Annotated in this window: 9 protein-coding genes and 1 tRNA gene; 5 read left to right on the top strand and 5 right to left on the bottom strand. The window is 62.2% G+C overall.

Features of this window, described 5'->3' with window-relative positions:
• Positions 1-20: 20 nt before the first annotated feature.
• Together BMZ70_RS22545 and BMZ70_RS28125 are read left to right on the top strand one after the other, a co-directional pair.
• Positions 21-626 carry a hypothetical protein gene (locus BMZ70_RS22545; RefSeq protein ID WP_130301066.1) on the top strand — a complete coding sequence of 202 codons (606 nt, stop codon included), beginning with the start codon at positions 21-23 and terminating at the stop codon, positions 624-626.
• A gap of 18 nt (positions 627-644) precedes the next feature.
• Positions 645-1,346, top strand: a complete 702-nt coding sequence (locus BMZ70_RS28125; protein ID WP_130301068.1) for a hypothetical protein — start codon at positions 645-647, stop codon at positions 1,344-1,346.
• Positions 1,347-1,473: 127 nt separating this feature from the next.
• On the opposite strand, the gene BMZ70_RS22535 is transcribed toward BMZ70_RS28125, so the two are convergent.
• Positions 1,474-1,549: transfer RNA gene (locus tag BMZ70_RS22535), tRNA-Phe, on the bottom strand.
• Between the two features lie 123 nt (positions 1,550-1,672).
• On the opposite strand from BMZ70_RS22535, the gene BMZ70_RS22530 reads away from it, so the two are divergent.
• On the top strand, positions 1,673-3,073 hold the full coding sequence (locus BMZ70_RS22530; RefSeq protein WP_092279722.1) for a M20/M25/M40 family metallo-hydrolase: 1,401 nt from the start codon (positions 1,673-1,675) through the stop codon (positions 3,071-3,073).
• 3 nt (positions 3,074-3,076) lie between these two features.
• Here the strand turns inward: BMZ70_RS22530 and BMZ70_RS22525 are convergent, their stop codons facing one another.
• The 4 genes from BMZ70_RS22525 to BMZ70_RS22510 form a co-directional block, all read right to left on the bottom strand.
• Positions 3,077-4,369 carry an alpha-amylase family glycosyl hydrolase gene (locus BMZ70_RS22525; protein ID WP_092279720.1) on the bottom strand — a complete coding sequence of 431 codons (1,293 nt, stop codon included), beginning with the start codon at positions 4,367-4,369 and terminating at the stop codon, positions 3,077-3,079.
• 11 nt (positions 4,370-4,380) lie between these two features.
• Complete coding sequence (locus BMZ70_RS22520; protein ID WP_092279718.1) at positions 4,381-6,732, bottom strand: S9 family peptidase; 2,352 nt, start codon at positions 6,730-6,732, stop codon at positions 4,381-4,383.
• A gap of 72 nt (positions 6,733-6,804) precedes the next feature.
• The gene (locus tag BMZ70_RS22515; RefSeq protein WP_229205552.1) at positions 6,805-8,154 is read right to left on the bottom strand and encodes an MFS transporter; all 1,350 of its coding nucleotides are present in this window, start codon (positions 8,152-8,154) and stop codon (positions 6,805-6,807) included.
• A 41-nt stretch (positions 8,155-8,195) separates the two neighbouring features.
• Positions 8,196-9,302: a GlxA family transcriptional regulator gene (locus BMZ70_RS22510; RefSeq protein WP_229205551.1), complete on the bottom strand. Its 1,107-nt coding sequence runs from the start codon at positions 9,300-9,302 to the stop codon at positions 8,196-8,198.
• A gap of 124 nt (positions 9,303-9,426) precedes the next feature.
• On the opposite strand from BMZ70_RS22510, the gene BMZ70_RS22505 reads away from it, so the two are divergent.
• The gene (locus BMZ70_RS22505) at positions 9,427-10,884 is read left to right on the top strand and encodes a M20 family peptidase (RefSeq protein ID WP_092279712.1); all 1,458 of its coding nucleotides are present in this window, start codon (positions 9,427-9,429) and stop codon (positions 10,882-10,884) included.
• The gene (locus BMZ70_RS22500; protein WP_092279710.1) at positions 10,881-12,074 is read left to right on the top strand and encodes a glutamate carboxypeptidase; all 1,194 of its coding nucleotides are present in this window, start codon (positions 10,881-10,883) and stop codon (positions 12,072-12,074) included. Before BMZ70_RS22505 ends, BMZ70_RS22500 begins: the two co-directional genes overlap by 4 nt.
• Positions 12,075-12,192: the final 118 nt, after the last annotated feature.

The following is a 12,192-nucleotide window of genomic DNA, read 5'->3' as shown; positions in this document are numbered from 1 at the left end:
TTCTTCTAGTGGAGCTTAAAGTGTCATCAGCTGAAATACCCAGCCCGTCCATGAATGGACAATCGCGCGAGGGGCTATCGTTGCCAGGCCTTGCGGCGCATATCGCTGCTTCCATTGTTCTCTGGGGAAAGGGGTATGGACACGGGACTAAAAACGACTGCAAGCATGCGATTGCGCATAATGTACGCGCTTACCAGCGACGACTTCTTGCAACTAAGCAAATAAAAAACGTTTGGATTTCAACGGCGGCGTTAGCGGCTCGCGATCAGAAGAAAAAAATCGAACTCGAACATGCCATTCCTGTTGGCTGTTTGATGAATTTGCTCTTCTTTAAGATTGACCAAACCGATATCGAGGCCGCAAAAGGTCTGGTGAGCAAATTGATCGAGGAAAGTACAACACTGGTGTGGGTGACTAAGGATGAGCATGGGAGGTTGGATCAATGTAGCATGCCAGCCGGGTATGATACTTACCCTTGGGAAGATCACCTGGCACGCTATCGTATTGCCGGAATATCACTGTTACAGCGTTGGACAGGGTGGTCAGATACCATAAGACCAATGCAGGATGATCTGGATATCGAGATGGAGAATGACTTCTCATCGACAGCCTATGGCGTCGATTAACTGAGGTGAATATAAAAAATGAATCTGAAGCATCTGCAAACAGCGTGCTATCTTTATAATCAATTATCAGGTTACGACGCAAAGTATTTAACGCTATCGGAAAGATATCCTAACCTTCAACTTAATACAAAAGAACAAGTTGTCGCACTACTTGCCTGGCTTCGCTCTTGGGGATGCCGTCAATTTAAGAAGGCTGACGAGGAGAAAACCATCGAAAGCTTTACTCAATGGTACACACAGCACGAGTTGAGCCTTCCATCTACGGATGAAAGCTTGTTAGATTACGATTTGGAAAAAAATAGAAGAGCTATTTCCGAATTGTTCGATGCTTTAGCGCAGAAACAAGCAGCAAGAAAACTGGGCCGAAACCGGGATTTTGATGTGAGCGTCGGTCCAGTGGGGGCCGCAAAGACATTATTTGCTCTTCGTCCAAATTTATTTTCGCCTTGGGACACCCCTATATACGAGGGGCTGAATCTTAAAAATGACGGTGCGGGTTATACAGATTATCTATTCAAGATCCAGAATGAATTGATGGATTTGCAAAGCCAGTTACTCACTTCCGGGGAAGAGTGGAGTAGTTTGCCGAAGTTGCTTGGCAAGAGGCATAGGGCATACCCTAAAATGATAGATGAGTACTTCTGGATTACGATAACGCGGGGCTGTGACCCGCACGTCATTGAAGCTTTCTTCACCAATAGACAGGTGACAGCGTCGTAGCGAAGTGCCGTCCCTTAACTGGCTTGCCGGTCCAGCCCTCTGATTTTTGGGCACTCGCTAATGCGAACTTTTTGCGCTGAAAACAAAAACGCCGACCTAAGAGCAGATCGGCGTTTTTTTTGAATCTTGGTGGCCCGGGGCGGAATCGAACCACCGACACAAGGATTTTCAATCCTCTGCTCTACCAACTGAGCTACCAGGCCAAGGGCACGCATTATAACGACCGCCGGCGTAGTTTGGCAAGGGTCTGAATCCATTTTATTGACAGCCTTATGGTCGAAGTATAAATTTGACCGCTTATGCAATCTCACCTGAACAGGATCTCTATGAAGAAGGCAGCTTGGTTGGCGGCAGGTTTGGCGGTGGCGGGCGCGGCGCAGGGCGCGCCGTTGACGCCGGTGCAGCAGCAGATGCGCGCGATTTACCAGGAGCTGGTGGAAACCAATACCACCAACTCGATCGGTTCCTGCACGCTGGCCGCGCAGAAGATGGCCAAGCGCCTGAAGGCCGGCGGCTTCAAGGACAGCGAGATCCAACTGGTGATTCCGCCCGGCGGCCCGAAAAAGGGCAATCTGGTGGCGCGCCTGAAGGGCGACGGCAGCAAGAAGCCTTTGCTCCTGCTGGCCCACATCGATGTGGTGGAAGCCAACCGCGAAGACTGGGAGCGCGATCCGTTCAAGCTGGTCGAGGAAAACGGTATGTTCTACGCGCGCGGCGCCTCGGACGACAAGGCGATGGCCGCTGCCTTCGTCAACAATATGCTGTTGTATAAAAAAGAAAAGCTGCCGCTCAAGCGCGACATCATCCTGGCGCTGACCTGTGATGAAGAGCTGGTGCCGTCCAAGTTCGACGGCGCCGAATATCTGGTCAACCATCAGCGCGCGCTGATCGATGCCGAGATCGCGCTCAACGAAGGCGGCGGCGGCCTGCTGGACAAGGAAGGCAAGCCGGTACGCCACGGGATTCAGGCCGGCGAAAAAATCTACCAGAGCTTCCAGCTGGAGGTGACCAATCCGGGCGGCCATAGCTCGGCGCCGTTCAAGGACAACGCGATTTACCATCTGGCCGACGGCTTGTCGCGCCTCGGCCAGTTCTCGTTCCCGTTCAAGCTGTCGCCGGTGACGCGCGCGTTCTACGAGCGCATGTCGAAAGTGGAAAAAGGCCAGGTGGCGGAAGACATGAAGGCCATCCTGCAAGATCCGCCGGACCAGGCTGCGCTGGATCGCCTGTACGCCGTAAGCCCGGTGCACAACTCCACCGTGCGTACCACCTGCGTGGCGACCAAGGTCGATGCCGGCCATGCCGACAACGCGCTGCCGCAGCGCGCACGCGCCATCGTCAACTGCCGTATCTTGCCGGGCGAGCCGATCGCCGAAGTGCAGGCCACGCTGCAGCGCGTGGTGGCTGATGACAAGATCAAGATCACCCGCGTCGGCGATGGCGTTGACGGCCCGATGCCGCCGATGCCGCCAGCGCTGATGAAAGCTGTTGAGGAAATCAGTAATGATATGTGGCCGGGCGTGCCGGTGATTCCGACCATGTCGACCGGCGGCACCGACGGCCGTTTCCTGAACAACGCCGGCATCTGGACCTACGGCATCAGCGGTATGTTCCACGGCCCGGAAGGCAGCGGCGCGCACGGTTTGAATGAGCACATCCGCGTGAAGTCGCTGTACGACGGCCAGGAGTACCTGTACCGTCTCGGCAAGCGACTGGCTACCGAATAAGCCTTACTCCGGCACGACGATGCGCCAGCGCCACGGCTTGAGGAAAGCCTGGCCTTCGTCGCCGGCCAGTTTGTATTTCTGCAGCTGGCCGGTCGGGTTGACGATCACGCGCACATTGTCCGCGCCTTGCTGGCGCTTGAAGGCGAACAGCTTGTCGTTGCCCACTTCCAGCAGCTGCACCGCGCCGCCCGAGGCGCCGTTCCACAGCGCCGGATGCTGTTTCTTCAGCGCGTTCAAGCCGGCGAAGAACAATTCCAGATCGATGTTTTTCCACTCGATCGGATCTTTTTCAAAGAACGCCAGCTTCTTGTCCAGCTTTGCTTCCTGGCCGTTGTAGACCAGCGGGATGCCGGGCAGGGTGTAGCTCAGCACCTGCATCGCGCCCCACGCAGGACCATACAGCTGCTGGTCCGTGCCTTCCCACGAATTGATATCGTGGTTGCTGGTGAACTGCAAACGGTAAGCGTCGCGCGGATAAGGCTTGCCCGCGTTGCCGACGTAAGCGCGCAATTCTGCGGCGCCGGCTTCGCCTTTGCCGATCTTCTTCATGATGCCGTTCAGCGACCAGTCGTAGCTGGCGTCGAAGGCCTTGTCGTGCAGCGCGGCGTCGTCGCCTTCGGCCAGCATGAACACCGGCTTGATTTTGTCCAGCTGCGCGCGCGCCTGGTTCCAGAAGTCGGTCGGCACGAAGCCTGCCGCATCGGCGCGGAAGCCGTCCACGCCGATATCCTTGACCCAGAACGCCATCGCCGCCGTCATGGCCGGCCACAGTTCCTTGTTGCTGTAATCGAGGCCGATGACGTCGGCCCATTCCTCGGTTTCACCGGCGCCGTTTTTAAAACTGACGGCGGCGATTTCGCCCTTGTCGTTTTTCTTGTACCAGTCCGGATGCTGGGTAGCCCACGGGTGGTCCCACGCCGTGTGGTTGCCCACCCAGTCGAGGATCACGTGCATGCCCAGCGCGTGCGCCTGCTTCACCAGCTTGCGCACGTCGTCGATGCTGCCGAATTCCGGATTGACGGCGCTGTAGTCCTGCACCGCGTAGTAGCTGCCCAGGGCGCCCTTGCGGTTCTTCTGGCCGATCGGATGGATAGGCATCAGCCAGATGATGTCGATGCCTAGCTGCTTGAGGCGCGGCAGGTCGGCCGTGAACGCGTTCAGCGTGCCGTCCTTGCTGTACTGGCGCAGGTTGACTTCATACACATTGGAACTGCGCGACCACGCCGGGTGCTTGGTTTCGGCGTGGGCGGCGGTGAACAAGGTCGCCAGGATCAGCGAGGCGGCAAGCTTTTTCATAACTCTCCTGTTTATTGTTTCAGGGTGCGTTCAAACAGCTGGTAGATGCGGCGGTATTCGTCGTACCACGCTTCCGGATGCACGAAGCCGTGGCGCTCCAGCGGATACGAGGCCAGTTCCCAGTTGTCCTTTTTCAGTTCGATGAAGCGCTGCGCCATGCGCACCGAGTCCTGGTAGAAAACGTTATCGTCGATCATGCCGTGGGCGATCAGGATGTGGCCTTTCAGCTTGTCGGCGTATTCGATCGGCGACGACACCTTGTACGCTTGCGGGTCCAGCTCCGGCGTGTTCAGGATGTTGGCGGTGTACTCGTGATTGTAGGTGGTCCAGTCGGTGACAGGGCGCAGTGCAGCGCCGGCCTTGAACTGGTCCGGTGCGCGCAGCAGCGCCATGAAGGTCATGAAGCCGCCGTAGCTGCCGCCGTAGATGCCGACATTGGCGGCGTCACCCTGCTGGTTGGCCACCATCCAGTTCAGGCCATCGACGTAGTCTTCCAGCTCCGGGTGGCCCATCTGGCGATAGATCGCGGTGCGCCAGTTGCGGCCATAGCCCAGCGAGGCGCGGTAGTCCATGTCCAGCACGATGTAGCCCTTCTGCACCAGCAGGTTGTGGAACATCTGCTCGCGGAAGTAGACCGGGTAGCGCTTGGTGGTGTTTTGCAGGTAGCCGGCGCCGTGCACGAACATCACGACCGGATATTTTTTGCCTGCTTCCAGCGTGGCCGGGCGATACAGCTTGGCCCAGACAGGATCGGCGCCGTGGGTCGATGGCACCGGTACGATTTCAGGCTGGATCCACTCGCGTGCCTTGAATTCGGCGGTGCGGGTGTCGGTCAGCTGGGTGATGGCGCCGCCGGTGCTGGCGACGGTGCCGATCTGGGTTGGCATGTAGGCGGTGGAGTAGCGCACCAGCAGCTTGCGGCCGTCCGGCGACAGGGTGAAGCTTTCGACGCCGCCCAGCGAGGTCAGTTCCTTCAGCGCGCCGTCCTTGGTGTTGGTGGAGCAGACTTCATAAGTGCCCGGCAGTTTAGGGTTGCACATGAAGTAGGCGGTCTGGCCGTCGCCCGACCAGGTCACGTTCGACTCTTCCCATTTGCCCGAGGTGAGGGCGCGCGCCTTGCCGTCCGCGCCTTGCAGGTACAGGTGCGAGTAGCCGCTTTCTTCCGATTCGTACCACAGGGTGCTGTTGTCCGGCTGCCAGCCGAAGTCGTTGCCGCGATTGTTGACCCATGCCGCATCGCTCAGGCGGTGCAGCGGTTTCAGTTTGGCGGCGGTGAGATCCACGCCGGCGATCCAGCGGTCCTTGTTGTCGATCGCTTGCGCCATCACGGCCACGCGCGCGCCGTTGGCGCTCCAGCGGATCGATTCTTCGCGGCCTTCAAAACGCACGCTGCGATTGCCTTTCAGCGCATCGAGTTTTTGCGCGGCGCGCATTTCCGCCAGCGGATCGGTCTTGATGCCCGGCAGGTCGTCCAGCGACAGCTCGGTGACTTTGCGGGTCGCGACTTCCACCAGTTTCAGTTGCTGCTGCAGCGGGCCGGCTTCGCTCACGCGCTTGCGTTCGTCGTCGGTTTCTTCGTAGCCCGATTCGGTGACGTAGCGCGGCATCTTGCCGACGCGGCGCTTGTCGCCATCCTTCACGGCGGTGACCACCAGCAGGTAGCGGCCATCCGGCGACAGCGAGCTGGTTTCGATGGTGACTTTATCGCCGAGGTAGATCGGCAGCGGCGCGCGGGTGGCGTCGGCGGCGCGGTCGGCGTTGCGCTGGTCGCGCGTTTCGTCTTTCTCCTGTTTGATGCGGGCCAGCGTCGACATCAGGCGCAGCTGCATGTCGCGGCGGAAGTCGGCGTCCGGTGCGGCTTCAGGATCCTTGGCGGTGCGCAGCAGCGCGACCGGCGACACCAGGCGCTCGGCGCGGCTCCAGCTGAACCAGTCGCTGCCCACGCGGAACTGCACGTGGTTGCCGTCGGCGGCGTATTGCGCGTCCGACGCCGGCGTGGTGCCGCGCACGATTTGCGTCAGGGCGCCGGTCTTCAGGTCGCGTTCAAACAGGTCGCCGTTGCGCAGCAGGACGGCGCGCGTGCGTTCGCGGTTGTAGACCACATGCTCGCTATCGAGATTGGCCAGCTGTTTTTCTTCTACCAGTTTCACGCCGCCGGTGGCTTGATAAGTGTCACGGACGGCGGAGCCGGTGCGTTTTTGCTTGAAGTAGATCTGGCGGCTGTCCCAGCCCCACCATGCCGCTTCCACGGGATTCCCGATCCAGTCCGGATTGGCCATTGCTTGATCGAGGGTGATGGGAGTGGGCGCGGCATTCACGCCGGCGGCGATGGCGGCCGCTAAGAGAGGCAGTACAAAACGCATCGGTAGTTTCGCTTGTAGGTTGGGTAATCGGGCGCGCCGGATCGCGGCGCGTTCCAGATTCTAGCCCAACACTTAGTTGCGAGCCATCTTGTCGGTTTGGCCATGCCCGGCATCGGGGCCGCCGCGTCGCGGCGCCAGGCGCAAGGCCCACAGCAAGATGACGCCCGCCGCCAGATACAGCACGATCAATGCGGCCAGCATGCCGGCGCTGCCGCCCCAGTGCAGCATGCGTTCGCTCAGCGGCGGTCCCACCGCGCCGCCCAGCAGGCCGAAGCTGCCCACCAGTGCGATGCCGATGGCGGCGCGACTGCGGTTCAGCAGGCCGGTGACGATCGACACCAGCAGCGGCGAGGCGGAGGCGATGCCCAGCGATGCCAGCGTCAGGCCAGCCAGCGACCAGGCGAGATTGTGGTCGGCGGCGATCGCCAGTCCCAGGCCGCCGGCGGCCAGCACCATGCAGGCGATAAAGTGGCCGCGCCGTTCGTGGCGGCGGTCGGAGTCGTAACCGATCATGATCATGCCGATCGCGCCGGCCAGGTTGGGGATGGCGGCCAGCAGGCCAAGCTGCATATGGCTTCCTGCGCCCCAACGCTGCATCAGCGTCGGCGACCAGAAGACCAGCGCGTAGCTGGCGGCCAGCAACAGCAGGTTGGCTAGCGCGAGCAGCGATATCGACGGCTCGCGCAGCAGCGACCACACGGTACTCAGCGCGGACGGCGGTTCGGCGTCGCTGTCCGCTGCCGGCTGGCCCGCGTTCAGCGCTGCCTCGTCGCGCTCCAGGTCCTGTTCGATCATCTGCTGTTCAAAGGAGGACAGCCAGCGCGCGTCTTGCGGCTTGTCGTCGAGGTAGAAGTAGGCCACCACGCCCAGCAGCGTGGCCGGCAGGCCTTGCAGCAGCAGCATCCATTGCCAGCCATCGAGGCCGCCGTAGTCGTGCAAGTATTGCAGCGTGGCGCCGCACAGCGGGCCGGCCGCCACGCCAGCCATCAGCGCGGCGGACCCGAACAGGGCGATCGCGCGCGCGCGCCGCGCCGCCGGGAACCAGTACGTCAGGTACAGCACCACGCCGGGAAAGAAGCCGGCCTCGAACACGCCGAGCATGAAGCGCAGGATGTAGAACTCGACCGGTTCGCGCACGAAGGCGCTGGCGGCGGCGGTCGCGCCCCAGCACAGCATGATGCGCAGCAGGGTTTTGCGCGCGCCCATTTTTTCAAACAGCAGATTGCTGGGCAGTTCGAACAGGCAGTAGCCGAGGAAGAAAATGCCGGCGCCCCAGGCGTAGACCTGGTCGCTGAAATCGAGGCTGGCGCCCATTTGCAGCTTGGCGTAGCTGACGTTGACGCGGTCCAGATAGGCCACGCCGTAGCACAGCATCAGCAGCGGCAGCAGCCGCCAGCTGACCTTGCGGTAAATGGCGCTCATGCCGGCAGCGCCACGGAGGTGAAGGATCGTGGCGCCGTGGGTCATGATGCGAGAGCCCTTTCAGATTTTTGCTCCACCTTCCAGTGCGGGCGGCGTGCCCGCAAGGTGAAGCGTTCGCGGTAGACGCTGGGATTCATGCCGGTAGCCTGGTGGAACAGGCGGCGGAAGGAATTGGCGTCCGCATAGCCGCAGGCGGAAGCGATGGTGTGGAAGTTGTGCAGCGAGACTTCCATCATTACCTTGGCGCGCTCCACACGCAGCTTGTGCAGATAGTCGAGCGGCGACATGCCCACCGCCTGCCGGAAATGGCGCAGCAAAGTGCGCTCGCTGGTGGCCGCCACCTCCGCCAGCGTTTGCAGGTTGTAGGGCTGTTCCAGGTTGGCCTGCAGCCATTGCGTGGCGCGGTACACCGGACTGTCGGCGGTGGTGGTCAGCCAGGCGCCGGCCAGGTCGGAGGTGATCTGCTGGCGGCGCTGCTGGTAGTTCAGCACTTGCATGCAGGCTTGCGTGATGTCGGCATGCAGCAGGCGGCCCAGCAGCGCCGAGATGAATTCGGTTTGCAGCGCCGGCGCGGTGCAGGTGGCGATGCGCTCATGGAAGGACATCGGCTCGTCGGTGGCGAAATCGCCGTCCGGGTAATTGTGTTTCATCCACGATTGATAGGCCCACGGCGGCGCGCAGCGCGCGCTGTTCAGCAAGCCCAGTCGCGCCAGGAAGGCCATGCCGGTGTAGCAGGCCGCAATCAGGCCGCCGCGCAGCGCGTGGTCGTGCAGCATGGTCAGCACTTCGGGATGGCGTTCGATGATTTCGCCCAGGTGCGGCGCGTTGCGCGTGCCCAGTGCCGGCACCACGATCAAAGTGCGGTCGGGCGCGAGTTCCTGCGCCGGCAGTTTGGTGTAGAGCGGCATGGCGCTGGCGCTCAGCGGCGCCTCGACGCCGGGCGGCGTGATCACGTGCCATGTCAGTGGCCGCTCGCGTTGCGGCTGGCGCATCTGCAGTATGCCGCCGGCGGTGTGCAGCACATCGATCGCGGCAAAAACGCTGCCCGGCATGGCTTCCGGAAGCCATAGCAATTGCACATCTAGCGGCGCGAGTTCGGTGGCGGGATTGGTCTGCATATTGGCGATATTAGCTGCACGATATTGCATAAGCAAGCTTTAGAATCGTCCGCAACAACGCAAAACAACAGTGTCCAAAACGGACCACGCACCACCATGAGGCGCACCATTGTGGCGCAGTTTTTTAGATCTTGAAAGTGGGGATTTTCGATTTATGTTGAAGCGAATTTTATGGGCCGCGCTGGCGATGATTGGCATCGTCGTCGCGGTGCTGGCATGGAATACCTGGCGGCTGTCGTCACGCCAGCTTGATGTGAAAACGATTGCGCCGCTGGCGCTGGAACGTGATGCGGTGGCGGCACGATTGGCCGGCGCGCTGAAGTTCCGCACGATTTCCGACGCCGCGTCGGGCGACACCAACGCGGAGCAATTCGTGGCGATGCAAGCCTACCTGGAACAAGCCTTCCCGCGTCTGCACGCGACGCTGAAGCGCGAGATGGTCGGTCACAGCATGCTGTTCACCTGGCAGGGCAGCGACCCGCAGGCCAGGCCGGTGATGTGGCTGGCGCACCAGGACGTGGTGCCGGTGGCGCCGGGTACGGAGGCCAGCTGGCAGCAGCCGCCGTTCGACGGCGTGGTCAAGGACGGCTTTGTGTGGGGCCGCGGTTCGTGGGACGACAAGGGCAGCCTGGTGGCGCAGATGGAGGCGGTGGAAACGCTGCTGGCGCAGGGCTACCAGCCGCGCGCCACGCTCTATCTCGGCTTCGGCGCCGACGAGGAAGTCGGCGGCCGGCGCGGCGCAGTGGAAATCGCCAGGCTGCTCAAGTCGCGCGGCGTGCAGCTCGACTATATCCTCGACGAGGGCATGCTGGTCACGCAAGGCATCATGAACGGCATCGCCCGTCCGGTGGCGCTGATCGGCGTGGCGGAGAAGGGCTATGCCAGCGTCAACCTCGCGGTGCAGACCGCGCCCGGCCACTCGTCGATGCCGCCGCAGAAGACCGCGATCGGCGCCATCAGCGCAGCACTGGCCGCGCTGGAAAAGCAGCAGATGCCGGTTGAGCTGCGCGGCGTGGCGCGCGACATGTTCGACAGCATCGCGCCCGAGATGCAAGGCATGAACCGCGTGGTGCTGTCCAACCTGTGGCTGTTCGCGCCGGTGGTCAAGCAGCAAATGGCGCAGGCGCCCGGCACCAACGCCGTGCTGCGCACCACCACCGCGCTGACGGTGGTCCACGCCGGCAACAAGGACAACGTGCTGCCCGGTCGCGCCGATGCGGTGGTTAACTTCCGCATCCGTCCCGGCGACTCGGTGGCCGGCGTGATGGCGCATGTGCGCGATGCCGTCAACAACGACGAGGTGCACGCGGAGCTGGACGCCGGCGCCTCCGAGCCATCGCCGGTGTCGCCAATGGAGTCGGCGCAGTATGCGCTGATTAATCGCACCATCCGCGAAGTGTTCAACGACGCGGTGGTGGCGCCCGGCATCGTGATCGGCGCCACCGATGCGCGCCACTACAAGGACGTCAGCCAGCATGTGTACCGCTTCTCGCCGGTACGCGCGGGCAAGGACGATCTGCCACGCTTCCACGGCACCAATGAGCGCCTGGGCGTGGACAACTATCTGGAAGCGATCCGCTTCTATGTGCAACTAGCGAGGAATGGACAATGAAGAAGCTTTTGATGGCGGCGCTGATCAGCGCCGCAGCTGCTGCATCCGCCGCCGACCACGGATTGCTGGACGCCGCGCGCGGCCAGCAGGAACCGCTGCTGGCCACGCTCAAGGATCTGGTGCTGATGGAATCGGGCAGCAGCGATACCGCCGGCGTGACGCGCGTGGCCGACTACAGCGAGAAGCGCCTGAAGGCGCTGGGCGCGGCGGTGGAGCGCAGGGACAATATCCTCACCGGCCGCTTCACTGGCAAGGGCCGCAAGCGCATCATGCTGATTGCGCACATGGATACGGTCTACCAGCCCGGCATCCTGGCCAGCCAGCCGTACCGCGTCGACGGCAACCGGGTGTACGGTCCCGGTATCGCCGACGACAAGAGCGGCGTGGCGCTGATCCTGCACACCGTCGAGATGCTGCATGCGCGCGGCTGGCGCGATTACGCGCAGCTGACGGTGATCTTCAACCCGGACGAGGAAATCGGTTCCCGCGTTTCCGGCGAATGGATAGCCACGCAGGGCGCACAGCACGACTTCGTGTTTTCCTGCGAGCCGAACGGCGCGCAGCTGGAAGGCATCCTGATGAGCGCCAGCGGCATCGCCACCGCCAACATGACGGTGCAGGGCCGCGCCTCGCACGCCGGGGTGTCGGCCAAGACCGGCCGCAATGCGCTGGTCGAGCTGTCGCACCAGATCATGCAGACCAAGGATATCGAGGTGCCGGGCGCGCAGCTGAACTGGACGCGCGCCAATGCCGGCCTGGTGACCAACCAGATCCCGGCCAGCGCCACCGCGCTGGGCGATGTGCGCCTGAGCGCCGCCGATGGCCTCACGCGCCTGCAGCAAGCCTTGCGCGACAAGGTGGCGACGCCGCTGGTGCCGGACACCGTCACCACCATCGACATCGAGCCGGGCCGGCCGCCGTTCATCGCCAGCGAGGCGGCGCGCGCCTGGGCCGCCAAGGCGCAGGCGATCTACGGCGAAATCGACCGCAAGCTGGCGCTGTATCCCGGCACCGGCGGCGGCACCGATGCCGGCTACGCGGGCCGTTCCGGCAAGGCCATCGTGCTGGAAGCCTTCGGCCTGGCCGGCGACGGCGTGCATGCCAAGGACGAGTACATCACCATCGACTCGGTGGCGCCGCGCCTGTATCTGCTGAGCCGCATGATGCAGGAAGCCGGCGCCTCGCAATAACGCCATAAGCTAGCACTATCCACAGCCAAATCCGCACCGGCCAGCCCTCCAAGGCTGGCCGGCGGGGACTGCTGCGCTTTAAAAAAATTAAAAACGTCAACCAAAGGGAGTAGAGCAC

Source organism: Duganella sp. CF402 (genome assembly GCF_900109645.1).
GTDB lineage: Bacteria > Pseudomonadota > Gammaproteobacteria > Burkholderiales > Burkholderiaceae_D > Rugamonas.
This window is presented reverse-complemented; position numbering and strand designations above follow the sequence as displayed.

Excerpts from the sequence above, each read along its gene's own strand:
- BMZ70_RS22510 (WP_229205551.1), bottom strand. The coding sequence starts at position 9,302 with ATGCAATATCGTGCAGCTAATATCGCCAATATGCAGACCAATCCCGCC.
- BMZ70_RS22530 (WP_092279722.1), top strand. The coding sequence starts at position 1,673 with ATGAAGAAGGCAGCTTGGTTGGCGGCAGGTTTGGCGGTGGCGGGCGCG.
- BMZ70_RS22500 (WP_092279710.1), top strand. The coding sequence starts at position 10,881 with ATGAAGAAGCTTTTGATGGCGGCGCTGATCAGCGCCGCAGCTGCTGCA.
- BMZ70_RS22525 (WP_092279720.1), bottom strand. The coding sequence starts at position 4,369 with ATGAAAAAGCTTGCCGCCTCGCTGATCCTGGCGACCTTGTTCACCGCC.
- BMZ70_RS22515 (WP_229205552.1), bottom strand. The coding sequence starts at position 8,154 with ATGAGCGCCATTTACCGCAAGGTCAGCTGGCGGCTGCTGCCGCTGCTG.
- BMZ70_RS28125 (WP_130301068.1), top strand. The coding sequence starts at position 645 with ATGAATCTGAAGCATCTGCAAACAGCGTGCTATCTTTATAATCAATTA.
- BMZ70_RS22520 (WP_092279718.1), bottom strand. The coding sequence starts at position 6,732 with ATGCGTTTTGTACTGCCTCTCTTAGCGGCCGCCATCGCCGCCGGCGTG.
- BMZ70_RS22505 (WP_092279712.1), top strand. The coding sequence starts at position 9,427 with ATGTTGAAGCGAATTTTATGGGCCGCGCTGGCGATGATTGGCATCGTC.